Annotated in this window: 22 protein-coding genes; 8 read left to right on the top strand and 14 right to left on the bottom strand. The window is 65.8% G+C overall.

The window, feature by feature from the left end; all coding sequences use genetic code 11:
• Positions 1 to 11: 11 nt before the first annotated feature.
• From O3I_RS21720 to O3I_RS21735, 4 genes are read right to left on the bottom strand one after another with little or no spacing between them, the layout of a single operon-like run.
• Complete coding sequence (locus O3I_RS21720) at positions 12 to 1,202, bottom strand: threonine synthase (RefSeq protein WP_014985127.1); 1,191 nt, start codon at positions 1,200 to 1,202, stop codon at positions 12 to 14.
• The gene (locus tag O3I_RS21725; protein ID WP_014985128.1) at positions 1,199 to 2,314 is read right to left on the bottom strand and encodes an NAD/NADP-dependent octopine/nopaline dehydrogenase family protein; all 1,116 of its coding nucleotides are present in this window, start codon (positions 2,312 to 2,314) and stop codon (positions 1,199 to 1,201) included. The genes O3I_RS21720 and O3I_RS21725 overlap by 4 nt, the downstream gene beginning before the upstream one ends.
• Before the next feature lie 2 nt (positions 2,315 to 2,316).
• Positions 2,317 to 3,762 carry an acyl-CoA reductase gene (locus O3I_RS21730; RefSeq protein ID WP_014985129.1) on the bottom strand — a complete coding sequence of 482 codons (1,446 nt, stop codon included), beginning with the start codon at positions 3,760 to 3,762 and terminating at the stop codon, positions 2,317 to 2,319.
• Complete coding sequence (locus O3I_RS21735; protein ID WP_014985130.1) at positions 3,750 to 5,048, bottom strand: hypothetical protein; 1,299 nt, start codon at positions 5,046 to 5,048, stop codon at positions 3,750 to 3,752. The genes O3I_RS21730 and O3I_RS21735 overlap by 13 nt, the downstream gene beginning before the upstream one ends.
• A gap of 295 nt (positions 5,049 to 5,343) precedes the next feature.
• On the opposite strand from O3I_RS21735, the gene O3I_RS21740 reads away from it, so the two are divergent.
• The 3 genes from O3I_RS21740 to O3I_RS21750 are packed head-to-tail and all read left to right on the top strand — an operon-like array spanning position 5,344 to position 7,727.
• Positions 5,344 to 5,565, top strand: coding sequence for a ferredoxin (locus tag O3I_RS21740; RefSeq protein ID WP_041562764.1), 222 nt, complete (start codon positions 5,344 to 5,346; stop codon positions 5,563 to 5,565).
• Positions 5,566 to 5,589: 24 nt separating this feature from the next.
• Positions 5,590 to 6,723 (top strand): LuxE bioluminescence protein, encoded by a 1,134-nt coding sequence (locus O3I_RS21745; RefSeq protein WP_014985132.1) that lies wholly within the window; start codon positions 5,590 to 5,592, stop codon positions 6,721 to 6,723.
• Complete coding sequence (locus O3I_RS21750) at positions 6,720 to 7,727, top strand: hypothetical protein (protein WP_081594067.1); 1,008 nt, start codon at positions 6,720 to 6,722, stop codon at positions 7,725 to 7,727. The genes O3I_RS21745 and O3I_RS21750 overlap by 4 nt, the downstream gene beginning before the upstream one ends.
• Here O3I_RS21750 and O3I_RS21755 read toward each other — a convergent pair.
• The 3 genes from O3I_RS21755 to ahcY all read right to left on the bottom strand — a co-directional run bounded on the left by O3I_RS21755 (position 7,685) and on the right by ahcY (position 11,631).
• Positions 7,685 to 9,115: a cation:proton antiporter gene (locus tag O3I_RS21755; RefSeq protein WP_014985134.1), complete on the bottom strand. Its 1,431-nt coding sequence runs from the start codon at positions 9,113 to 9,115 to the stop codon at positions 7,685 to 7,687. The two genes, O3I_RS21750 and O3I_RS21755, sit on opposite strands and share 43 nt — an antisense overlap.
• 70 nt (positions 9,116 to 9,185) lie before the next feature.
• Positions 9,186 to 10,049, bottom strand: a complete 864-nt coding sequence (locus O3I_RS21760; RefSeq protein ID WP_014985135.1) for an adenosyl-fluoride synthase — start codon at positions 10,047 to 10,049, stop codon at positions 9,186 to 9,188.
• A 127-nt stretch (positions 10,050 to 10,176) separates the two neighbouring features.
• The gene (ahcY, locus tag O3I_RS21765; RefSeq protein ID WP_014985136.1) at positions 10,177 to 11,631 is read right to left on the bottom strand and encodes an adenosylhomocysteinase; all 1,455 of its coding nucleotides are present in this window, start codon (positions 11,629 to 11,631) and stop codon (positions 10,177 to 10,179) included.
• A gap of 230 nt (positions 11,632 to 11,861) precedes the next feature.
• On the opposite strand from ahcY, the gene mtnP reads away from it, so the two are divergent.
• On the top strand, positions 11,862 to 12,740 hold the full coding sequence (mtnP, locus tag O3I_RS21770) for an S-methyl-5'-thioadenosine phosphorylase (protein WP_014985137.1): 879 nt from the start codon (positions 11,862 to 11,864) through the stop codon (positions 12,738 to 12,740).
• A gap of 35 nt (positions 12,741 to 12,775) precedes the next feature.
• Positions 12,776 to 13,351: an adenine phosphoribosyltransferase gene (locus tag O3I_RS21775; RefSeq protein ID WP_014985138.1), complete on the top strand. Its 576-nt coding sequence runs from the start codon at positions 12,776 to 12,778 to the stop codon at positions 13,349 to 13,351.
• Here the strand turns inward: O3I_RS21775 and mtnA are convergent.
• Positions 13,321 to 14,325 (bottom strand): S-methyl-5-thioribose-1-phosphate isomerase, encoded by a 1,005-nt coding sequence (gene mtnA / locus O3I_RS21780; RefSeq protein ID WP_014985139.1) that lies wholly within the window; start codon positions 14,323 to 14,325, stop codon positions 13,321 to 13,323. The genes O3I_RS21775 and mtnA overlap by 31 nt on opposite strands.
• 65 nt (positions 14,326 to 14,390) lie before the next feature.
• Between mtnA and O3I_RS21785 the strand changes: the two genes are divergently transcribed.
• Positions 14,391 to 16,370, top strand: a complete 1,980-nt coding sequence (locus tag O3I_RS21785; protein ID WP_202804860.1) for a fluorothreonine transaldolase — start codon at positions 14,391 to 14,393, stop codon at positions 16,368 to 16,370.
• A 7-nt stretch (positions 16,371 to 16,377) separates the two neighbouring features.
• On the opposite strand, the gene O3I_RS21790 is transcribed toward O3I_RS21785, so the two are convergent.
• Together O3I_RS21790 and O3I_RS21795 are read right to left on the bottom strand one after the other, a co-directional pair.
• Positions 16,378 to 16,953, bottom strand: a complete 576-nt coding sequence (locus O3I_RS21790) for a helix-turn-helix domain-containing protein (protein ID WP_014985141.1) — start codon at positions 16,951 to 16,953, stop codon at positions 16,378 to 16,380.
• A gap of 58 nt (positions 16,954 to 17,011) precedes the next feature.
• A complete protein-coding gene (locus O3I_RS21795; RefSeq protein WP_014985142.1) occupies positions 17,012 to 17,962 on the bottom strand; it encodes a DMT family transporter in 951 nt (316 codons plus the stop codon).
• A gap of 631 nt (positions 17,963 to 18,593) precedes the next feature.
• Here O3I_RS21795 and O3I_RS21800 point away from each other — a divergent pair.
• The gene (locus O3I_RS21800) at positions 18,594 to 19,175 is read left to right on the top strand and encodes a response regulator transcription factor (protein ID WP_167829160.1); all 582 of its coding nucleotides are present in this window, start codon (positions 18,594 to 18,596) and stop codon (positions 19,173 to 19,175) included.
• Entirely contained in the window at positions 19,176 to 19,619 is a 444-nt protein-coding gene (locus tag O3I_RS21805) for a universal stress protein (RefSeq protein WP_014985144.1), read from the top strand.
• A gap of 38 nt (positions 19,620 to 19,657) precedes the next feature.
• On the opposite strand, the gene O3I_RS21810 is transcribed toward O3I_RS21805, so the two are convergent.
• From O3I_RS21810 to O3I_RS42820, 4 genes are all read right to left on the bottom strand, one after another.
• Complete coding sequence (locus tag O3I_RS21810; protein WP_014985145.1) at positions 19,658 to 19,885, bottom strand: hypothetical protein; 228 nt, start codon at positions 19,883 to 19,885, stop codon at positions 19,658 to 19,660.
• 40 nt (positions 19,886 to 19,925) lie between these two features.
• Positions 19,926 to 20,441, bottom strand: a complete 516-nt coding sequence (locus O3I_RS21815) for a YbaK/EbsC family protein (RefSeq protein WP_014985146.1) — start codon at positions 20,439 to 20,441, stop codon at positions 19,926 to 19,928.
• Between the two features lie 192 nt (positions 20,442 to 20,633).
• Positions 20,634 to 21,104 carry an OsmC family protein gene (locus O3I_RS21820; RefSeq protein WP_014985147.1) on the bottom strand — a complete coding sequence of 157 codons (471 nt, stop codon included), beginning with the start codon at positions 21,102 to 21,104 and terminating at the stop codon, positions 20,634 to 20,636.
• A 10-nt stretch (positions 21,105 to 21,114) separates the two neighbouring features.
• The gene (locus tag O3I_RS42820; RefSeq protein WP_014985148.1) at positions 21,115 to 22,836 is read right to left on the bottom strand and encodes a glucosaminidase domain-containing protein; all 1,722 of its coding nucleotides are present in this window, start codon (positions 22,834 to 22,836) and stop codon (positions 21,115 to 21,117) included.
• Positions 22,837 to 22,843 lie beyond the last annotated feature (7 nt).

Below are 22,843 nucleotides of genomic sequence, written 5' to 3' on the forward strand. Positions count from 1 at the left end.
GGGTCTCCTCCCTAGACGTAGTCCACATAGGCCGGTGCGGCCGGCGGCCGTTCCCTCCCGGTGACGTTCACGAGCGTCACGGTGTCGCGCCTCAGCCATCCGGCCCGCGCCAGCTTCAGCGCGCAGGCCAGGGCCACCGACGAGGTGAGACACGCATCGACCCCTTCCAGGTCCCGGGCAAGTCGTCTGGCCGCGAGAATCTCCCGATCCGGCACGGCCTCGAAGGCACCGCCCGTCGCCTGCACGATCCGGTGCACGAATGGGTAGGAGTCCGCCGGGTTTCCCCGCAGGATCGCCTTGGCGATACCGCTCGGCCGCCGTTTGATGTGCTCGGGGCGGATCGTCGCCGAGTTGTCTCGGAAGGCCTCGTACATCGGCGCGCACCGCGATTGCTGGGCGCATACGATGCTCGGCACCCGCGCCAGCCTGCCGAGCGCCACATATTCGGTGGCGCCTTTGAACGCACCGTAGATACCCATCCCGCTGCTCACCGCCTGGACGACCACGTCGGGTGCGCGCGGCGCCAGTTGGTCGAACGCCTCGAGGTAGGCGAGCTTCAGGCCTTCGCGCCGCGCCGGGTTGAAGAAACCGCTCTCGAACGGCAGTCCGCGGTCGGCGGCGAACCGTGCCGCCGCCGCACCCGCACCGACATAGTCGGCGTCTACGCAGTACACCCGCACATTGGGCGCGTCGGGCACATCGATCCGGTCCAGGAAATCCCGCGCGCAGAAAATGTGCAGCGTCACCTCCGGCATGCGCGCGGCGCACCGGCCCATCGAGGTCGAACTGTTGCCGGTGGACGAGACGACGAATTCGGTCACGCCCTGCTGCACCAGGAACGGCATCGCCACCCCCGCCATGCGGTCCTTGGCGGTCCCGCTCGGGTTGGCGCTCTCCACTTTCAGATACAGGAAGTCCAAACCCGCCCAGCGCCCGAGTTCACGTGCCCACAGCAGCGGAGTGTTGCCCTCACCGAGCCAGACAGCGTGCTGAAAGTCGTTCAACGGCAACAGATCGAACCAGCGCACCAGCGGGTTGTCGTCGTCGCGGATCCGCGCCCGGGTCAAGTCGTAGAACACATCCGTGGCGCCCGCGCAGCGGGGGCAGCGCGGCACGAAAGCGGCCGCGACGCCGAATCCGCAAGCCCGACACTCCAATACGACCCGCTTGCGCAACTGCGGCGTGGTCGATGTCTCGATCATCTCGCCGTACCTTCGGTCGCGTAGGCCGACGCACCCGTGAGAGTCATGATGGCCATACGTGATCCGATGCCCATCCGATGCAGCGTTCGACCGTTCCGGTACAGGTCGCGGCCGGTCGCGGCCGAGGCCATAGTGACGATGGCGTCGAACTGCCGGTGCGGCGTGCCGACCAGCGCGGCAAGCGCGGCCAACGGCACCGCACCGGTCCGCACATGCTCATCGAGGAATCGATGGTCGGTACCGCGCGGGGCGAGGATGGACCGATATCCGGGGGCGGCACGCAGCGCGTCGACCAAACTGGGTGCGGTGCACTCGTAGGTGTGCCCGAACCATTCGAGCGCGGTCGGCAACCGTACGCCCACCTCGCGCCCGAGCAGCACCCGCTCCCGGTCGGAGGCCTCGATGATCCGGGCGACCGCAGCCGATACGCCCTCGGCGTAGAAACGATGCCGGTCGCCGTGGTCGAGCCGCGCCAGATTGGCCAGTGCCACAACGGGTTGGATCACGGCCGTGACATTGGCCAGACTCGTCTCCCAGATCGAGCCCACGCTGCGGACGGCGGGAAAACTCCGCGCGAGCAGGTCGCGGGCGATGTCCGCGTGCCGCCGCTGTCGTGCCCCGAGCGGAACATCCTTCTTGTACTGGAAGATTCGGACGGTCGAGGATCCTTCGCCGCGGCAGACGAACGGCAGGTTCATCTCGGCGAGAGCCGGGCCGAGCGCGCTCTCACACCAGCCCACCCGATCGCGCAACGCGGTGGTGACCTCCAGGACGCCGCCGGTGTGCCCGGGCACGAGCACGACCGCTGCGGCTTGCCGCAGCGCGGGCCAGGACGCTGTGACCAGGTCACGATGTGCGGCTGCGGAAATCGCGACCAGGACGAGATCCGCGCCCGAGCACACCGCCGCAAGATCGGTCGACACCGCGGCCAGGCGGACCGTACACGCGTCCGGGTCGCGCAGGGTCAGTGTCGCGTCCTCGATATCCGCGAGATGCGCTGCGGTCCGGTTCCAGAGCCGGACTTCGCAGCCGGCCCGCGCCAGCACTGCCGCCAGCGCCCGGCCCGCATCGCCCGCGCCGAGTACCGCCGCCTTGATCGACTTGTCCCCCATCGTTATTCGCTCGAATCACGAACCGGCAGACCGTATATCCGCTGCTCGAACTCGGCTCGATCGGCGGCCCGGAAGCGGCCTCGGTAGTCCAGACCGCGTTCCACCGAGACCCAGCGCACCAGCGAGTGCAGCGGACGCATCTCGTCGTGCACGAACCCGGGGCGGGGCCTGCTCATCAAGCCCACCTCGGTGACGCGCGAGGCGCCGGCCAGGGTGAGTGCGCGCCCGAGCTGCTTGCCGCGGTGCCACGGATACACGGCGACGGTCTGCGTGTCTCGGTGCACCGCCGCCACGGCGTCCGCCAGCCGCGCGACAGAATAGACGTAGGCGGTCCGGCCCAGCGGGTGTTCCAGTTCCGGTGTCTCCCCCGGCGGGACAGTCACCACCGTCCAGTCGGACCCGGCGCTCTGCCGGACCCGGTACCCGTCGAACCGGGCCTCCTGTCGCGCCCGGGTGATGTGCGCCTGTGCGTCCACGGTCCGAAAACCGCACGGAAGCCGTTGCGCCACATGCTCGAGCCCGCGCACGAGACCGGCGGCGAAGACGTCGCCGTCGCCTTCCACAAAGATCCGCTGCGGACTGAAGCAGGCCTCCTGCTCATAGACGCTCAGGTCGTACGCCGCGCGCACCGCGACGTCCGCCCAGCCGCCGTCGTCGGCACCGATCAAGATGATGCTCTCTTTCGGGCCGAACTCCACCAGCTCGGTCCCGACCGGGATCCGCGGCTTGATCGCCGCGATCGAGGAGTGTTTTCCCCACGCGCACACCACATCCGAAGCGTCGATGAAATCCTGCTCCACCGGATCACCGCCGGGCCAATAGAGTACGGAGAGCGCGCGGGTGAGCGGATGCCAGGGATCGACGTCGGCGAAGGTGCGGGCGAAGGCGAGCGTCGAGACCAGATCGCGGCGCGGCAGTTTCGCGACGGTCACGTTCTTCGTGAGCAACCCGCGAATCACCGTGAACAACCCGGCCAGCGGAACATTGCCGACCATCAAATGCAGTACGCGCCCTTTGGGCAACGCCCGCAGGAAGATCGACTGCTTGGGCAGCCAATCATCGAGCAGCAGCGGATTGTCCAGGTCTGTCTCGACGATGTCATAGAGCTTGGCCCGAGCGCAGGCGCGCGCGATCCGCGTGTAGTCGTCCTCGATCATCGTCTCGTGGTAGCCGGTGATCCGTGCCGCCAGCGCGACGGCGTCGCGGCGGCCGGGGTAGCCGGGATCGCCCCACAACCGGCCGACCCGCTCGAGGAAAACCGTGATCTCGTCCAGGTGCAGCTCGGCGAGCGCATCTCGTTGCGTCTTCAGCACGTCCCGGACCAGTTCGGCGGTCGGCCGGGGAATCGTGATCCGCCAACCCGATTCGTAGGTGACTACGAGCGGTTCGACCCCGCTGTCGGCCACCGTCTCGCCGTTCACGAGAATCGGCAACGCTACCTCGTGCATCCGGCACTCCCGGCCTGTTCGCTCGGCAGCAGCTCCAGCACACCGCCCGCGCGGAAGGTCTCCTGCACGACGAGCCGCACCCACTGGGCGTACCGAATCACGTGGCGTAGGTTGTCCACCGCGAAGCGGCGCTCGGGATCATGCGACAGCCGGACCACCCGGAAGTCACCCATCATCGGCGGCAGTGTGTGTTCGGCGCGGTCACGGTGGTAACTCACTTCGAACGCCGAACGGCCGCCGGTCGAGCACCCGACGGTCTGATGACCGCGGTAGTGGGTGTCCTCGTTGAAAAAGATCATGTTGTCGGCGGCCTTCTCGACCCATTCGCCGCGCAGGCAACCGTCGCCGAAATAGTTCACCACCGCTTTGCGCTTCAGCTTGATCATCCGGGCCCGCAATGTCGCACGCAGGCGCTGCTCCGACTCGTGCCCCAGTTGCTCGGCGAAGCGGGCCAGGGCCAGGCCCTCATCGATCACCGTATGCGTGAAGAACTGGTCGGACGCGTCCAGCTCGCCGGGGCGGTCGAGCAGCACCCCGCGCACGCAGGTGACCGTCACATGATCGACCGCGAGGGCGCGATCGCGCACCGCGCACCGCATCAGCGCCTCGACCAGCTCCTTGGATTGCCCACGGGCGGTGAGGCATTGCCTGGTGGCCGCGGGCAGCCAGCGCGCGGCCACGCGCGTGTCGGGCAGGCCGGGTGCGATTTCGGTCAGCCCCTCGACCACCTGGCCGGGCAGTTCGGTCCAACTCACCTGCGCGCGGGCGAGCAGACCCTCTGTGCGATGCCATTTCGCACCGTCGATCACGGAATACCTGAAGTAGTCCCGTTCGACGTGTTCCCTGACCATCCGGGTGCGATCGGCGAGTTCCAGGAGGGGCAGGTGATCCAGTGTCCTCGGCTGGCCGATCGACAGCAGGTAACCGCCCAGCCGTTGCGCCAGCACCGCACGCACCGCACGCAGCGAGAATTCACCGTCGAGTTGTTCGAGACCGATTCCGGCGCGTCGCAGCACGGCCAGCCCGAGGACGAGTTCCGCGTCGGCCTCGGTCCACGTTCCGTACGGACGTGCCTCGACCACGGTCAGCGCGTCCCGGAATTCCTTTCGGCCGTGCCAGGTCCCGTCGAAACGCAGCCAGTGATGCCTGCTGAAGATCAACGTGGCGCCCGCGGCCCGGATCAGCTCCCGCACCGAGTCCGCGGCATCGTCTGCGGCACAACGGGACAACAGTCCGGTGACGTCATCCAGCGCCGACGTGCTCGTCGGTATGGTCTCGATCGACACGATCGGCTCCAATCAGAGGTACGCGGTGCGTACGGGAATTGCTGGGGAGCACTGCGCCGAAACTATCACCGAATTTTCACTGACGCGATAACCCGAAAGTCACATCGAGTATGTGACCGATGACTCGGCGAATACCGCGCCGTCGTACGAATGACGTTACCCGGCGCGCGTTTTCGAATATCGAATCGCGGTAAGTGTGCCGAACGGAGCATTGACAGCGCCTGCGGAATTCCCGTTTGGTGGACAGGGAGCACGAACTGGCCGAGAAACTCTGGCACGAGGAGCCCTGGGAACAATGCGAGTGTGGATCGAACGCGCGCTCTGCCAAGGTGCGGAGCTGTGCTGCGAACATGCCGCGGCGGTGTTCGCGACGGACGACGAATATGTGGCGTACGTGAAGGCGGACGTCGGCGCCGACTGCGCGCACAAGGCGCTGCTCGTGCCCGGCGAACACGAGGAACAGGTGCGCCGCGCCGAGGCAGAATGCCCGTCACGCTGCATCAACATCATCGACTGACCGGGCGCCGGCCGAGGACAGACCATGACAACGCACGCCAAGGTCACCGTCATAGACTCCATTCGGGCGATCGATGACCTGATCCATCAGCGCGACGATGCTTTCACGCTCGCCGGGGCCGAGCTCAATGAACTCCGCGACGAATTGATGCGCGCCGCGGTCCGCCACCATTGGCAGCACTGCGCGTCCTACCGGCGCTATGCCGAAGCCAACGAATGGTCGCTTTCCCGGCTGGACCTGCCCGGTTTCATCGAATCGTTGCCGCTGATACCGGCCTCGGTGTTCAAGCGTCACGACGTTTCGAGCTGTGCGCCCGAAAAGGTGGTGCAGGTCTGCACCAGCAGCGGTACCCGGGGTACGAAAAGCCGGATATATCGCGACGGAACCACCCTGGAACGTTTTGTCGGCAGCATCGATCAGGGCAGCCGGCTCGCGCTACCGAATCCCGACATCGAACGGCAGCTGTTCGTACTGGGGCCGGACACCGGCGAGGCCGGCGATCTCTGGTTCTCCTACGTACTGAGCATCGTGGATCTGCTGCATCCCACCCGATTCTTCGTCACCGCGGGCATTTTCCGGATCGACGAGGTGATCGACGCGTTGCTCGACGAGTCGGTCGAGCGGCCGGTGGTGATCGGACCACCGGTCCTGGTGCGGGATCTCGCAACAGCGCTGCGCGAACGCGGCATCGATCCCGGCCTCGGTGCGCGCAATGGTCTCGTCATCACCGCGGGCGGCTGGAAGCGCGCGAACGCGACGGCGATGTCCCGGCGGGACTTCGAGGAATTCGTCACGGCCGCTTTCGGTTTGGCCGGCGACGCGCCGATCCGCGACTGCTACAACGCGGTCGAGCTGAACACCGTGCTGTTCGAATGCCGGTTCCGGGCCAAACACGTGCCCGCATGGCTGCATACGAGTGCGCGGGATCCGGCGACAATGCGGCCGCTGCCGCCTGGCGAGGTGGGCGTGCTCGCGTTCTGCGACGCCTCCCCCACCAGCTATCCGGGATTCGTGGCGACCGATGATCTGGGCTCGGTGTCGCGCGAGGGAAGTTGCCCGTGCGGCAACGACTCCGCGGTGCTCACCGTGGTGCGCCGCATCGCGACGGCCGAAACTCGCGGCTGCGCCCTACGACTCGACGCCGAGGTCATCCGATGACGACTGCACCAGTAGGACAACGCCGTTCGACCACTCCGGTGACCGTCCGGTCGGAGCGGTTCGAACTGCCCACGCCCCGCGGCATGTTGCGTGGCCTGCGCCAATACCAGCCCGACAACCACGATCCGGTCGGCCGCGTCATCGTGGCGCCGCCGTTCGGCACGGTGATGCGGCGCGGCCGTGGCATCGCCCTCTACTTTCTCCTCAACGGGTTCGACGTCATTCGCTACGACCCCACCAATCATGTGGGCGAAAGCGACGGAACTATCCGGGAATTGACCCCCGATGCCCTCGCCGCGGATCTGGCGCTGGTGCACGACTGGGTCGCGACCTCCGGCCCGCGCCGCGGGCCCGCCGCCCTGTTCACCGCGAGTATCGCCTCGCGCATCGCATTCGCGACGGCCGCGCGGTCGGGTCGGCGTCCGGTCGCGATCGGCGCCATCTCCGCTGTGGTCGACATGCAGGCCACCATCGCGGCGGCCAACGACCAGGACTTCATCGGGCAGTGGCTGCGCGGCGAGCAGACCGATCCCGACCGCACCGCGCTCGTCCTCGACCACGAGGTGAAATGGCGGTTCGTGCAGCGGTTGGTCGAATTGGGCTGGCACACCACCGAGTCCACCCGCGTCGATATCCGATCGATCGGGTCTGTGCCGATTCTGGCGGTCCAGGGCAGCCGCGACTCCTGGGTCGATCTGCGCGCCGTGGCGGATGCCTTCCGCGACCACGCGTCGGCCGACATCGTCGTGCTGTCCGATGCCACGCACGAACTCAACACCGCGAGTGCCCGCACGGCGCTCGCCGAACTGGTTCGCTTCTTCCGGCCCGCGCCCGCGACCGGCGATCCCGTCCTCGCCCCGACCTTCGCGCACGTCGTCGCGCAGAACAAGGGCGAGCGACAGATCGACCGGTCGCAGCCGGACGGTTTCGCCGTGGAAGTCACCCATTGCGCACCGTTCGACTACGACTTGGGCCCGGGTGCCTCTTCGGCCCCCACCACGTGATCGGCCGCGCCGGTACCGTCGTGGGTTGCCGCGGCGCCGTTGTCCGACGTCGCCGCAGCATGATTCGACGCCGTGGCGAGCAGCGGCGGACGCGGCGTTCGCGGGAACGCGTAGTCCAGCCACATGCCGGCCAGCGAGGACGTCACAATGGAGAGCACCACGATGCTGGTGAAGAATTCCTCGTTGATGAGACCCGCGGACAAGGTGACGGTGGCCAGCACGATTCCCGGGCCACCACGTGCGTTCAGCGCGACGGCGAAATTCTTGGCGTGCCGGTTCGATTCGCCCACCGCGCGCGCGGCGGCCCAGATGCTGAGCCCCTTGACCGCGGTTGCCGTCAGCAAGAAGGCGGCGAAGAACACGAGGTCGAAATTGCGTGCCAGATCGAGTTGCATGCCCACCCCGGCGAAGTAGATCGGGATGAAGAACGCCAGCGAGAAGTCCTTGATCGTATCCCATGCGCCTGCGCCCGGCGTCGACTCTCCGTCTTGATTACTTTGCGGCGCAATGACATCGGAGGAAGCGATGCCGGCCAGCAGTGCGCCGAAGATGGCGTTGATCCCGAGGAATACACACGAAAGGACCAGCGCGAGTGCGAATACCAGCCGGAACGCGATCGGGTTCGCCTTCTCCATCAGATTCGCCTTGCTCGCGGCCAGCCGGTTGAACAACCACTTGCCGGCCAGCAGCAGCGCCGTGATGAAGACCAGGCTGACGATCACCTGATACGCCATCGCACCCGTACCGTGTAGCTGCAGCAGTGAGCCGAGCCCGAACGTCTTCTGGTCGCCCTGGACCAGGCTGAACGTCACGGCGAGCGCCACATACAGCACGACGTCCTCGAGCAGCGCCACCGCCAGGACGACCCGGGCGAAGCTGGTGTTGAGCAACCCGAGGTCGAGCATTATTCGCGAAATGACCGGAATGCTGGTGACCGCGAAGGCGATTCCGAAGATGAGGGCGAAGGTGGCGTCGGTCCCGTGCGGGCCGGAGTAGTCGGCGTGGTCGAGCGCGAGGGCCACCCCGACCCCGAGCACCATCGGAATCACCAGCCCGGCCGCGGCCAGCGCCGCCACGGTGCGCTGCTTGCCCGGATTGCGATAGGTCATGACCTCTCGCCCGGCCAGGAACATCAGCAGCAGCAGTCCGAACTCATTGAGCATCTGGATTCCGGCGTGGACGACGCCGTCGGCGGGGAACAGTTGGCTCGCCACACCCGGCGCCACCTGCCCGAACACCGTGGGCCCGAGGAACAGTCCACCGAGGATCTCTCCGATCACCGGCGGCTGGCGCAGTTTCGCACAGATCTGCGCACCGAGATGGGCGGCGACGAGGATGATGATCAGTGCGATGAACAGACTGGCGAAATCGCCACGGGACAGCGACATTTGACCCTCCTTGCAGGCCGATGCCGGCGGCCTGCCGGAACTCGCCCGGCCGGCCGCCGACAGTGCTGGATCAGCCCACCTTGACCTGCACGCTGATACCGGCCTTGAGGTTGTAGGGATAGGCCAGACTCGCCGCGTTGCGCGCCAACGCCAGATAGCCGCGGCTCGACAGATACGCGACCGCCGCCCCGATTTCCCCCGCATCGGCGAAAGTCGGGCTCAGCGGCAACTCGAACGGCAGCACGCCGTCGAGGGTGATCCGCAGTTTGGTGCCGTACCCGACGCCGAGCTTCTCCAGATCGGTGCGATGAATGTTGGTCCACACGTTGCCGAACGGATGATCGATGTTGGTCACGTACCCGACGAGGTCGTGGTCGGCGACCAGTTCGGGATCCTTCCGTTCGAATCGGACGATCTCGTCGTCGGCGAGGCGCCGCCCGACCTTCTCCAGCGGGAAGCCCGCGGCGAGATGCGCCGACGGCAGCGCGACCATCTCACGGCTGTAGAAGGTCGGCTCCGGCTGCTCCGGAATGACTTCGGGCGAAGACACCTCGTAGGCTTCCAGATACCCGTGCTCCTTGATGACCGTGGTGAGCAGGCCGTTGTTCGGTGCGATGTAGATGTAGGAACCTTCCTTTCGTTCGAAACCCGCACCCGAGCCGGCCCACTGCCCGCGGGCGCCGCCCTTGGAGGCATGCGCGATCCGCAACGCGACCGACCGCGCAGTGGTGCCGGTCGCCGGGTATGTCGTGGTCGCGAACACCGTCCCCTCGGGGAACAGCCGCGGCAGATCGACGATGTACCGTGCACCCTCCTCCACGTCCCACGGCTGCATGGTGTGGCAGATGTCCACGATCGTGACATCCGGGCATACGCTGAGCATCAGCCCCTTGCACTGTGCCACCGAGTCGTCGGTGATGCCGAGGTCGCTCATGAAAGCGATGATTGGACGGCGACCATTTGTTGTTGTCACTGACCCGCTCCTTCTGAATTACTGTGCGGTGAATTCCGCCACCTCCACGGGCGGAAATCTCGATGCCCGGTAGCCGCCCGGGCGGGCGTCAGTAGCGGTACTGCTCCGATTTGTACGGGCCTTCGATCGGAATATCGAGATAGTCCGACTGCCGCGGTGTCAATGTCGAGAGCCGGGCGCCTAGAGCGGGCAGATGCAAACGCGCGACCATTTCGTCCAGTCGCTTCGGCAGCGTGTACACGCCCACCGGGTATTGCGCCGACTTGGTGAACAGTTCGATCTGCGCGAGCACCTGATTCGCGAAACTGTTGCTCATGACGAACGACGGGTGGCCGGTGGCGTTACCGAGATTGAGCAGCCTGCCCTCCGACAGGACGAGCACGGCATGACCGTCCGGGAAGACCCACTTGTCGACCTGTGGCTTGATGTTCTCCTTACGGACACCCGCGATCCGAGCCAGGCCCGCCATATCTATCTCATTGTCGAAGTGGCCGATATTGCCGACGATCGCCTGATGCTTCATGGCCGAGAGATGGCCGGCCGTGATCACGTCCACATTCCCGGTGGCGGTGACGAAGATGTCGGCGAACCCGACCACATCGTCGAGCGTGGCCACCTGGAAGCCGTCCATCACGGCCTGCAGGGCGCAGATCGGGTCGATCTCCACCACCACGACGCGGGCGCCCTGCCCGTGCAGCGCCTCTGCGCAACCCTTGCCCACGTCCCCGTAACCGCAGACGACAGCGACCTTTCCGCCGATCAGCACGTCCGTCCCCCGATTGATGCCGTCTATCAGCGAGTGCCTGATGCCGTACCGGTTGTCGAACTTCGACTTGGTGACGGAATCGTTGACGTTGACCGCGGGGAACAGCAGCGCACCGCTGTTGGCCATCTGATAAAGCCGGTGGACACCTGTCGTGGTCTCCTCGGTGACACCGCGAATGCCCGCGGCCAAGTCGGTCCACTTGCGCGGGTGGGCAGCCAGCGAGGCCCGGAGCAACGCGTCGATCACCTCGTCGTCGGCCGACCGCTCGGCGCCGGGATCCGGTACGGCGCCCAACTTTTCGGCCTCTACCGCCCGATGCACCAGCATCGTGGCGTCACCACCGTCGTCGAGCAGCATGTTCGGACCCGCGCCGTCGGGCCAATCGAGCATCTGCCCGGTGGCCCACCAGTACTCGTCGAGCGTTTCGCCTTTCCAGGCGAAGACCGGGACCCCCTGTGGGGCCTCGACGGTGCCGGACGGCCCGACGACGGTGGCGGCGGCGGCATGATCCTGCGTCGAGAGAATATTGCAGCTCGCCCAGCGCACCCGGGCGCCGAGCGCCGTCAGGGTTTCGATCAGCACGGCGGTCTGCACGGTCATGTGCAACGAACCGGAAATACGGGCACCGGTCAGCGGTTTGTTGTTCGCATACTGTTCGCGCAGAGCCATGAGGCCCGGCATCTCGTGCTCGGCGAGTTCGATTTCCTGGCGCCCGAAATGGGCAAGTGATAGATCGGCGACCCGATAAGAGAATTCAGTTGTCACGGCCAACTCCATAAATGCTCGACCACTGTCCGTACTGACGATAGGGCGACGTACCGCCCAATACAACGCAGATCAGCGGGGTAAGCAGAAAATACGACGGCAAGCAATTGGTGACACACCGTAATGTGTAGCAATTTGCGCCGATCGGTACATCGCGGGCCGGATCGGACCGCCGATATCCTGAAGATCGTTGTCAGACAGTAAAGTCGCGCCGAAATGCGGCGAACTCCGGGACGGATACCATGGTTGCACCTGCGGCAGAAATCGAACTCGGCATCATCGGCGGCAGCGGGTTGTACGACCTGGAAACGCTCGCCGGTCGCCGCGAAGTCGCGCTCACCACACCCTACGGCGACCCGAGCGACAAGATCGGGGTCGGCCTGCTCGACGGGCGACCCATCGCCTTCCTCGCCCGGCACGGCCGCGGCCACCGCTACCTGCCGACCGAGGTGCCCGCCGCGGCGAATATCCACGCGCTCAAGCAACTCGGGGTCCAGCGCATCCTCAGCATCAGCGCCGTCGGCAGTCTCCGCGACGAGATCGAGCCGAGCCATCTGGTGGTGCCCGACCAGATCATCGACCTGACTCGGCACCGCCGGTCCACCTACTTCGGAGCCGGTGCCGTCGCACACGTACCGCTGGGCGACCCCTTCTGCCCGGTGCTGCGCGCCGGGTTGACCGACGTCGCCGCGTCGACCGGTGCGACCGTGCATCGGGCGGGCACTTACGTCTGCATCGAGGGGCCGCAGTTCTCCACCAGGGCTGAATCCGAACTCTACCGGGCCTGGAGCACAGACATCATCGGCATGACCGCGGCCACCGAGGCCAAACTCGCAAGAGAGGCCGGAATCTGTTTCGCCACAATGGCATTGGTCACCGACTACGACTGCTGGCGCACTGACGGGCCGTCCGTCACCGCGGATATGGTCGCGTCGGTGATGCGGGCCAATATCGCAACGGCCAAGGACATCATCCGCAAGTTCGCCGCGTCCTCGGACGGCACGGCGCGCGACTGCGAGTGCGCCGATGCGATGCGGCACGCCGTCATGTCGGACCCCGCGGGCATACCCGGTGACACCGCGGACCGGCTCGCGCTCATCGCCGGAAAACTGCTGCGCTGACACCCTCCCCGACTCTCGAGACCGCAGGATTCGTCATGTCCGACACCGTCGACTACTCGACCGCCCCAGACCGCACCGACGACCGGCTCGCCGCCGATGTCGCCGACCTCATCCGGGCCTATCCCGATTTCCCCTCCCCCGGTGTGCTTTTCCAAGACCTCTGCCCAGTCATCGCGACTCCCACCATGACCACCCGGATCGCCAAAGCGGCGATCCGGCATTTCGCCGGCGCTTTCGACATCGTCTTGGCGGTGGAAGCACGCGGCTTCGTGTTCGGCACCGCGGTGGCGCAGGAATCGGGCAGCCCGCTGGTGCTCGCCCGCAAATCGGGAAAGCTGCCGGGGCGGGTGTACAACGTCAGCTACGACCTCGAGTACGGCCGGGCAGCGCTCGAGTTGCAATGCGATGTCCTGCCCCCGTCCGCGCGCGTCCTGCTCGTCGACGACGTCCTGGCAACCGGTGGAACACTTTCCGCCGCAGCGGAATTGGTGGAACTCGCGCACGCTACCGTGACGGGCTACGCGGTGGTCGCCACGCTCACCGAGCTCGGCGGGCCCGCCCGGCTCGGGCGATACCAGGGCTACTGCACGCTGACCTTGCCGATCGACTGACCCGACGGCGTGATCACCCGATCCTCGGTGACGATCGCGGTGACGAGATCAGCGGGTGTCACATCGAACGCCGGATTGCAGGCGGTGCTCGCCGCGGGAGCGATTCGCGCACCGCCCAATTCGAGCACCTCCGTCGCGGCACGCTCTTCTATCGGCACCTCGGCACCGCTCGGACAGGTCAGATCGATCGTCGCCTCCGGCGCGGCCACGACGAACGGGATCCCCACGCGCGCTGCGGCCAACGCGTGGCTCAGCGTGCCGACCTTGTTGACCACGTCACCGTTGGCCGCGATCCGATCCGCACCGACGACCACCGCGTCGACCCGGCCGTGCACGATCATCCCCGCAGCCGCACCGTCCACGATGACGGTGTGCGCGATCCCGGCCCGGCCGAGTTCCCACGCGGTGAGCCGGCTGCCCTGCAACAGCGGCCGGGTTTCACAGGCGTACACCAACTCCAGCTTGTTCGCCACATCCAGCGCGCCGATGACCGACAGCGCGGTACCGCATTCGACGCCGGCCAGCGCACCGGCGTTGCAATGCGTCAGAATCCGCCGGGCGCCGGCGAGCAGGTCGGTGCCGCGCGCGCCGATCGTTCGATTGGCGGTGATGTCGGCGTCTCGGACGGCCAGCGCCGCGGCCAGGATCGCGTTCGGACCGCCGTCCCGAACCGCGAGCACCTGTTCCACACCCCACGCGAGATTGACCGCGGTGGGTCGCGCCTCGGTCATGATCACGGCAGCCGCGTCGAGTGCTCGCTCGAGCGATTCGCCCCGTTCCACGGCCCGCAGCGCCGCGAGCGCCACACCGAGCGCGCCCGCCACACCGAGCGCCATCGCGCCGCGCACCGCGAGCCGGGCGATCTCGCCGGCGAGCTGCGCGGCCGTGGTCACCGTGACGACCACTTCTCGATGTGGTAGCAACGTTTGATCGAGAATGACTACTTTTCCGTCGACCCAGTCGATTGTCCGCATAGGATCACTTTCCGGCCGGGGTCGTTTTCCGTCAACAACGCGACCTCGGCCATAGCCGAACGGCCATGTCCCAGAATACTTTCGACGCACAGAGTAGACACGTTCGTCGTATTGCGCTGCCGCAGTGCGGATTATTAATGTCTATCGTGAGAAACTGCCGAAACGCAGGGGCAGTGTCTCCCGCCGATCGGAGTGAAATGACCGAGCTCAGCATCGATACGCCTCTGTCGCTTACCGCAATTCGGGATCTGGTGACCCGCGAGGAGGTGGACAACGAGCAGGTGTTGCATCTGACCGCCAATGAAACGGTGCTGTCCCCGTTCGCACAGAACGTGCTGTCCACCAAATTGGCGAACCGTTATCTGCTCGAACATCTCGATATGCGGCTGGACTCTCCGTCGCGCCTCAACAACTTCCTCTATCGCGGGCTCAACCGGGTGAACGCCATCGAGCAATCCGCGACCCAGGTGTGCCGCGAGCTCTTCGGCGCCGAATACACCGAATTCCGTTGCCTTTCCGGCTTGCACGCGATGCAGACGACCTTCGCCGCACTGTCCCAGCCCGGCGACAAGATCATGCGTATTTCCACGAAGGACGGCGGCCACTTCCTGACCGAGCTCATGTGCCGGTCGTTCGGCAGGCGGAGCACCACCTACGCGTTCCGCGACCTGTGCACCATCGACATCGAGCGGACGCGGGAGATATTCGAGCGTGAACGTCCGTCGCTGCTGTACATCGACGCCATGAACTACCTCTTCCCGTTCCCGCTGCGGGAACTCAAACAGATATGCGGCGACGTCCCGCTGATCTTCGACGCCTCGCACACCCTCGGGTTGATCGCGGGCGGGCAGTTCCAGGATCCGCTGGCCGAGGGCGCCGACATCCTGCAGGCCAACACACACAAGACCTTCTTCGGCCCGCAGAAGGGACTCATCCTCGGAAAGAGCCGCAGCCTCATGGAGCGGATCACCTACACACTCTCGAACGGCATGGTGAGCAGCCAGCACACCGCTTCGACCCTCGCGCTGTTCATCGCCCTGCACGAAATGTATGAAGACGGGCGCGAATACGCGGCGCGGGTGATCGAAAATGCCAGGCATCTGGCGGGTTTGCTCAACGAGCGCGGGATCCCCGTGCTCGCCGCGGATCGCGGATTCACCCAGAACCACATGTTTTTCATCGACACCCGGCCGCTCGGCGCCGGCCCCATGCTGGCCAAGAAGCTGCTCGACGCGAACATCTCGGTGAACCGCTCGATCGCGTTCGAGCACATCGATACATTGCGGCTCGGCGTGCAGGAGATCACGCGGCGGGGATACAGCGGCGCCGATCTCGAACGGATCGCCGGCTGGATCGAACACCTGCTGCTCCGGGACGCGAACCCGGAATCGGTCGCGCGTGATGTCGCGACATTCGTTGTCGGCAGGCAGAATATCCGATACTGCGGTAAGAGCGCAGGTCCGCGCCGCGCACCTCGCGGCAAGCCGTCACCTGCGACCCCGGCTCGGCCGCGCTGGGTCAACATCAGCCTGACGAAAGCCGACAATCGTTGTGCCCCAGAGACGGTCGAAGCCGTCCGCACGCTCGGTGCCGCCGCCGCGGTATTCGAGCACCAAACCGATTCGGCAGGCAACATCAGCGTCCGGACGAACGGTCACACCTTCGTTTCGGCGAGCGGCTCTTACCTCAAAGATCTGGCGTCGCACGATTTCGTCGAACTGGTCGACTTCGCGGACTGGACGCTCCGCTGCGAAGGCGCCGGACCGCCGTCGGCGGAGAGCTACATGCACTATCTGGTGCGAACATCGGTGGACGCCCGCTACATCGTGCACAACCACTACATCCCGGGTGACGAGATCGCGGACCTGGATGTGCTCGTCATCCCGCCCAAGGAGTACGGGAGCGTGCAGCTCGCGGAGGCCGTCGCGAAAGCGGCGCCACGCAGCCACATCATCTACATCCGGCGCCACGGACTGGTGTTCTGGAGCGATACGCTCGAGGAATGCACCGCCCTGATGGCCCAGGTTGCGAGCCGGCGGATCTGAGCCGCCCTTACCAGCCCGACACCGGATAGGTCATGACCAGCACGGCCTCGACATTGTCGGTCGTCGCCTCGTAGAAATGCGGCACGTCGGCGCCGAACACCACGAAATCGCCTGCGGCAGCGTCGCAGGGCGTGTCGACGGCGCCGACCCGCAGGCCGCCCTTGGCCACGTGCAGATGCTCCACCGTGCCGACCGTGTGCGCCGGACTGTCGATCCGGTTGCCCGCCTTACGGATTCGAATCCGCCACACCTCGACGTACACGCCGGCGCCGACGCGCTGCAAAAGTTCCTGTTTGCTGTAGTCCGGCTCGGACGTGCCGGGCCGGAGCGTGGCCCTCGACGGTGCCGTCGCGACGATGAGATCGCCGAGCGGCAGCCGCAATGCGACCGCGATGGCGGACAACGTGTCGATACGCGGATTGCCCGCACCCGATTCCAAAGTGGACAACGTTGCCTTACTGATCCCGGATTGGCGGGCGAGTTCCGCCGCCGACATGCCCCGAGCCTCCCGCATCCTGCGGATCTGTGCGCCGATGGCCGCGGCGGCACTGTCCAGCTTCGTGCTGTCTGCTAGATCGGACATCGACCACCGTTCGCTAGAATGTGCCGCTGGGCTCAATCTAACGTACCGGGCTGGGTGATTACGGTCCGGATCCGGTGGTGTCGGGCCCGGTCCGCAACGGATGACGGCTCGGTTCGGCGACGACGCGGGCGGGAACTTTCCGTGCCCCTTCGAGACTGCGGCCGACGATCGCGGAACCGACCACCAGCGCGCCGCCTATCCACTGCACCACGGTGAGCTGCTCACCGGCCACCAGCACCGCGAAAAGGGTCGAAAAGACCGGCTCTGTACAGAGAATCAAGCCGACCCGGGTGGAGCTCGTCCGGCGGGCGCCACGGAGCTGGGCGAAGAACGCGAACGACGTGCCGATCACGCCGAGATAGACGATCAGCAACCAATTCGATCCGCTCACCGCGCCGGCCAGGCGCCACATCGGCGCACCCGTCAGTACCGAGGTCGCCGTCGCCAGCAGCAGCACCACGACGAACTCGATCAGGGTGATATTCACCAGCGACTGATTCTGACCTTCGGAACTGCGGCCGAACAGGGTGATCTGCGTGGCCCTGATCATCGCCGCGGCCAGAATGATCAAATCTCCGCTCTGCGGATGGAATCCACCCTTCGACAACAGCAACAGACCGCAGCCGGCAAGCGCGGTGACCGTCGCGAGATAGACCGGAAGCGGTTGTGCCCGGCGACTGAGCACACGCTCGAGGACCGGCACGAGCACCACGGAAACGGTGATCAGAAAGCCGGAGTTGGCGGCCGAGGTATGCAGTACGCCAATTGTTTCCAAGATCAGAATGCCGTACAGCATGAACCCGAACGCGATGCCGTTGCGCACCTCGGACGAGGTGAGCTGAGGCAGCGTGCGTAATGCGAGCAGCGCGATGACCGGTATCGCCGCCGCGAAACGCAGCGCGAGAAAGCCGGCCGCGGGCACCGCGCTGCCTACCGTCTGCATAACGACGTAGCTGGAACCCCAGGTGATCGCCACCAGCAAGATGGACAGATCCGTCAGGGCCACCATCGACCCTGGTTGTGACGCGTCCCCACCCCGCATCGTGGTACACCGTTCCCTCGATCGCCAAAGGTTTGCCACCCTCGACTGCCGTACAGCATATTAGGCTGAATCGTACAGTTTGTTACGCCCGGCGCTCTGCCCCCAATTCCGGTGTCAGCGGTAAGTTGTACTGCCTGCTGCGACCTCGTGCACCCTTGCGACTGTCCAGTCGCATAGGTCACACTGACTATCGGACATGCAGCGCGGAATGTTCAGGTCACTCGGGCCGCTGCGATCATCGCTCGTCGGCGGACCAGATCATCATGGGAGTCACGGTGGTTTGCCAGATGAATGCTCGGCGGTCAGCCGAGGCCGCCTGGCAGCACGTCGGCCCCCATGCAACCCTCGAGCGATCCCATTCGCACGCCGACCCGCAGTCCACACTCGAACCCTGGATGTCCGAGTGCCGGGCCGGCGTTCACAGCACAGGCGCGCACGTTCGGCCTAGGGGTGCGCACCAGCCTCCCTAGTTTTGATACACAGCACGAAAGCGGGGGCAGATTTGATGGTTGCACCGGCAGGAATACGACTGGTAGTCGTCGATGAACATGTGTTGTATCGGCACGGAATAGTGGAGATCCTTTCCCACGAACACGATATGGAAGTCGTCGGGCAATGCGGTGAGCGCGATGTCGAGGCGACGCTCGAGCGGCACCGGCCGGATATCGCGATCATCAGCATCAGCCAATACGAGCGGCGACCGGAACGTTGGATACGCAGCGTTCTGCTGAGCACGCCCAGCGCGGTCGCGGTGATCATCCTGGGCGACCGGGACACTCCGCGCGGCATCGGCGATCTGATCGCGGCGGGCGCGGGGGGATACGTGTGGAAGAACTCGACCCGGGAGGAGTTGATCAGCGCGGTACGCAAGATCTTCGAGAACCCCGAGCAGGTGGTTTTGTCGGTCACCCGAGGCATGCTGCAAGGCCTGGGCAGCGGGGACGGAGCCATACTCTCCACCCGGGAACGAGAGGTGCTGACTCTCGTCGCCGCGGGCCTGAAGAACTCGCAGATCGCCGACCGGCTGTATCTGGCCGAAGGTACCGTCAAACGGCATCTGACGAATATCTACGCCAAACTCTCGGCCTCCTCACGCGTCGAAGCGATAAAACAGGCAATCGCCCTGGACCTGCTTTCGGTCGAGGCGATACTCGAGCCCGATGCCTCCAGGCAGCGATGAATGTCGCACCGAGCCACCGCGATCGTCGTCGGCTTGGCCGAAAGACCCAGCGCCTTCGCTGCTCTCGATGCGGCCGCCGGTCTGGCCAGAGATCTCGCGGACGAATTACATGTGGTGCACGCCGTCGATCTAGGCGACTATCCGGTGGATCCCGATATCGATGATTGGGAAAGACGGGCAGACGCGAAACAGGCGACCGTGCGGGCGCGCGCAGCGGCCGTGCTCCACGACTATCGTTCGATCGAGTGGACCTACCATGCCCGACGAGGAGCCCCGGAGCGAGTCCTGCTCGCCGTCGCGCACTCGGTAGACGCCAGGATGATCGTCATCGGCTCGCATCCGCATTCGTTTCTCGGTTATCACTACAGTGGTTCCGTGTCGCGTGCGCTGCTGCGCCAGCACGAATACCCGATCCTCCTTGTCTCCGAGCGTAGTTCGACCTGAGTGCGCGCTCTCCGACCCCAGTGCCGGGCACGGCCGGGCTACGCCCGGCCGTGCCCGGTCTTGTGGAACAACACATCTCGGAGCCGGTTCGTACCGACCAGCGCGACACGGCGGACATCCGCGAAGCCGTGGCCTGCCGGTAGCGCGCCGGTGTCGTCCCCGACCGCGCGCATCGCGTGCAATTCAGCGCTGACACGCTCGACGTCACGGTCGACGAAATTCGTCGAGCCCGCCAGGTGGCTTCTATCGGATTCTTTGGTAGTCATCAGCAGACCTCCGAGAATGTATGTTCTGTCGGCAATCGGATTACGTCATCGCCTCGCCCATGGCCGCCTCGTACTGCGCGATCTTCTCGGTGCGCGGTTGGGCCAAGCGCACGTAGTCGCCGGTGCGCAACGCCATCGACCGATCGAGCCGGGCCGCGTTGAAATACAGCTCGGGGATGTCGAGTACACCGGGGTCGACGATGAGTTCGAGATCGGGATGAAACGAGAAGGGCAGGATCGTGCCCGCCACGGAACCGGAAAGATTCTCGGCGATCTCGGGGGTGGCAAAGGAAACATAGGTGCCGTCGAAGAGCGCGCGCACCGCGGTGAGATCGACCTTTGCGTCACCCGGCACCACCGCCAAGACGTACCGCTTGGTCTTCTTACCGATCTTCACCATCACCACCATGCATTTCGCCGCATCGTGCAAGTCGTTGCCGCGCATCGGACTGACCAGATCGGTACGGCCCTCCGGTTCATGATCGATCAATCGATATTCGGCGGAACCTGCGTCGAGGAACTCGATGAGGCGCTGGTAGGGATCACTCTGGGTCATGCGAACCTTTCTGAGTCGACAAAGACCGACGCGAGCACAACCTCCAGGCACAGCACATCCCGGCAGGTGTGGTGCGATAGACGAGCGTTTAGTAAAACGAACGATACCGACTACTATACTTTACGACACAGGCACGGCGATAGTCCGTACATACCGTCGAATATCTACTGCCGCTTCGGTTTTACCGCAGGCTCAGGCGCCGGTGACCCGCGGTTCGCAGCGCACGTCGAAGTTGACGGAGTTGGCGATGAAGCAGAGATCATGGGCGCGCTCGTGCAGCGCGAGCGCGCGCTCCCGGTGCTGCGAATCGGCGATCTGTATCCGGGGGCGCAGTACTACTTCGGAGAAACGGCCGCCGCCCTCGGGATCTTCGACCATGGTGCCCGACGGGTGATCGGTGTATTCGGTGACCACGATCCCCGCGCGAGCGCACAGCACGAGGTACCAGAGCATGTGGCACTGCGACAGCGAGGCCACCAGCAGCTCTTCCGGATTCCAGTGTTCGGGCGCGCCGCGGAACGCCGGATCCGCTGTGCCGAGGATCGGCGGTTTGCCCTCGGCGCTGACGATATGCGATCGCTCGAAATCCCGGTACCCGCTGGTGCCCGTGCCGGTGTTACCGGTCCAGGCCACGTCCAGTGTGTACTCGTGCGCCTTGGTCATCCGCCACCCCCTATGGCACCGTCTCGATCAACTTCATCACACCTGTCAGTGTCGCAGCATAGCTCGGTTCGGTGGCGTAGCCTGCGGCCGCCACTTCGCGGGCGAACGCATAGGGATCGGCGGTGTGCGCGAACGCTTTCGCGTACCGGGGCTGCAACAGCACCCGCGCGTGGCCGTCGAACGACTCGGCCGGGGAAGCATAGGCCCGGAACCACGCGCGCACGACGTAGTTGTACCGGCCGTCGGGCCTCGGCGTCACCGAAATGATCTCGGGGTAGCTACGGACGTTCGGTGTGCTGTGGACTTCCGTGGTCGTGCACAACTTACGTTGCGCCTCCGGCACTTTCGCACCCGCTTTGATGCCGAAGAAGTTGTTGCCGCAGGCCTTCGCGCCCCAACCGGTTTCGAGCGCCGCCTGACCGAGGGTGACCAGCCACGGTATGCGGCTGCGGGTTTCGTTCGCCTGCGCGTGCGGACGGTACTTGCGCACGAAATCGACGACGTGCGCGGGCACCCGGCCGCTCGGTCGCGGCCCGGGTTTCGGCGTCGGCGCAGGTGCGCTACCGCCGCCCAAGCCGGGAACAGGTCCGGCGAACAGCGGACTCGGCGATCGCGCACCCTCCCAGCTGAGGTCGACGTGAATGTGGTCGGTGTGCGGGTTGCTGCCGCCGTACGCCCGCCAACCCTGCGCCCGGTACTGCCAGCCCCACTGCCGTCGATTCCAAATGATGTACGCCACTTGCAATTCCACCGCGTTGGCCTGCAGCCAGGCGAGATAGGCGTCGACCTGCGCCCGGTGCGCCGGGTCCGCCGCGTTCGCGTAGAGGTCGATCGACCGCCCCTCCCCGTGCAGCGACGGGGTGCCGAAAGTGGTTGCCCGGCAGTTGAATGTGCCCGCCTGGCGGCCGGTCAAGCGCTTCCACTGATTCGCCATGGCGCGGGCGCCGGGCTGCTCCCCCGTCGCACACTTGGTGAACGAACCGCGCCGTACGATGCCCGCCGCACGATCGGGCGTCCGGGTCGGAGTGGGCGTGGGCGTAGGCGTTGGTCCCGGCTTCGGCGTCGACCGGTTCAGGCGATACTGCCGCACATGGGCGAGTGCGGCCGCGTTGGCCGAACCGGTCAGATACGTCCAGGTGTCGGGTCGACCGCGCACGTCGATATGCGCGAACGTACCGCCGACGCCGAGCGCGATATCGTTGCCGCAGGCGTCGATCGCCAGTTCCGCGATCTGTAGTCCGGTGAGACCGGCGATGGTGATGTCGGCGGCCTGCCCGCTGCAATGCCTACTGAGCGTGGGCTTTTGCCCGCGCGCCCGGTAGACGGCGACATTGCTCGCCCAGGACCGGTAGCCCGAGGTGATCTTCACCGGCTTTCCCACTCGATCGCGGATCGCTTGCAGACAGCGGACCAGTGCCGGCGAGATGCGGGCGCGGTCTGCGGGACGTCCACCGCTGCTGACGAGTTCACCGACGGTGAAGTTCGGCGCCAGCTTCTTCGTGCGGACCTGCGGCCCGGTGTCGTAGAGCGGCAGGCCGGTGTTGTTCGGATCCCAATGCTCTTGCCCGGCGGCCGATGGGCCGGGCCGGGCGGTGAGCACCAGCCCTGACGGGAAACTTTCGGCCTCGAAGGCCGCCTCGGCACCAGCGCTGCTCTCGTCGAACTCGTGCTGCTCGACGGCACCGGATTCTTCGGCTGCGCTGTGGGCGGGCCACTCGGCAACGACACTCATCACTTGC

Source organism: Nocardia brasiliensis ATCC 700358 (assembly GCF_000250675.2).
Classification (GTDB): domain Bacteria; phylum Actinomycetota; class Actinomycetes; order Mycobacteriales; family Mycobacteriaceae; genus Nocardia; species Nocardia brasiliensis_B.

Bases quoted from the DNA above. Each gene is read 5' to 3' on its own strand.
- O3I_RS21740 (WP_041562764.1), top strand. From the start codon at position 5,344: ATGCGAGTGTGGATCGAACGCGCGCTCTGCCAAGGTGCGGAGCTGTGC.
- O3I_RS21820 (WP_014985147.1), bottom strand. From the start codon at position 21,104: ATGACCAAGGCGCACGAGTACACACTGGACGTGGCCTGGACCGGTAAC.
- O3I_RS21785 (WP_202804860.1), top strand. From the start codon at position 14,391: ATGTCCCAGAATACTTTCGACGCACAGAGTAGACACGTTCGTCGTATT.
- O3I_RS21795 (WP_014985142.1), bottom strand. From the start codon at position 17,962: ATGGTGGCCCTGACGGATCTGTCCATCTTGCTGGTGGCGATCACCTGG.
- O3I_RS21750 (WP_081594067.1), top strand. From the start codon at position 6,720: ATGACGACTGCACCAGTAGGACAACGCCGTTCGACCACTCCGGTGACC.
- O3I_RS21775 (WP_014985138.1), top strand. From the start codon at position 12,776: ATGTCCGACACCGTCGACTACTCGACCGCCCCAGACCGCACCGACGAC.
- O3I_RS21810 (WP_014985145.1), bottom strand. From the start codon at position 19,885: ATGACTACCAAAGAATCCGATAGAAGCCACCTGGCGGGCTCGACGAAT.
- O3I_RS21815 (WP_014985146.1), bottom strand. From the start codon at position 20,441: ATGACCCAGAGTGATCCCTACCAGCGCCTCATCGAGTTCCTCGACGCA.
- O3I_RS21800 (WP_167829160.1), top strand. From the start codon at position 18,594: ATGGAAGTCGTCGGGCAATGCGGTGAGCGCGATGTCGAGGCGACGCTC.
- O3I_RS21725 (WP_014985128.1), bottom strand. From the start codon at position 2,314: ATGGGGGACAAGTCGATCAAGGCGGCGGTACTCGGCGCGGGCGATGCG.
- O3I_RS21790 (WP_014985141.1), bottom strand. From the start codon at position 16,953: ATGTCCGATCTAGCAGACAGCACGAAGCTGGACAGTGCCGCCGCGGCC.
- O3I_RS21730 (WP_014985129.1), bottom strand. From the start codon at position 3,762: ATGCACGAGGTAGCGTTGCCGATTCTCGTGAACGGCGAGACGGTGGCC.
- mtnP (WP_014985137.1), top strand. From the start codon at position 11,862: ATGGTTGCACCTGCGGCAGAAATCGAACTCGGCATCATCGGCGGCAGC.
- O3I_RS42820 (WP_014985148.1), bottom strand. From the start codon at position 22,836: ATGAGTGTCGTTGCCGAGTGGCCCGCCCACAGCGCAGCCGAAGAATCC.
- ahcY (WP_014985136.1), bottom strand. From the start codon at position 11,631: ATGGAGTTGGCCGTGACAACTGAATTCTCTTATCGGGTCGCCGATCTA.
- O3I_RS21745 (WP_014985132.1), top strand. From the start codon at position 5,590: ATGACAACGCACGCCAAGGTCACCGTCATAGACTCCATTCGGGCGATC.
- O3I_RS21760 (WP_014985135.1), bottom strand. From the start codon at position 10,049: ATGAGCGACCTCGGCATCACCGACGACTCGGTGGCACAGTGCAAGGGG.
- O3I_RS21720 (WP_014985127.1), bottom strand. From the start codon at position 1,202: ATGATCGAGACATCGACCACGCCGCAGTTGCGCAAGCGGGTCGTATTG.
- O3I_RS21755 (WP_014985134.1), bottom strand. From the start codon at position 9,115: ATGTCGCTGTCCCGTGGCGATTTCGCCAGTCTGTTCATCGCACTGATC.
- mtnA (WP_014985139.1), bottom strand. From the start codon at position 14,325: ATGCGGACAATCGACTGGGTCGACGGAAAAGTAGTCATTCTCGATCAA.
- O3I_RS21805 (WP_014985144.1), top strand. From the start codon at position 19,176: ATGTCGCACCGAGCCACCGCGATCGTCGTCGGCTTGGCCGAAAGACCC.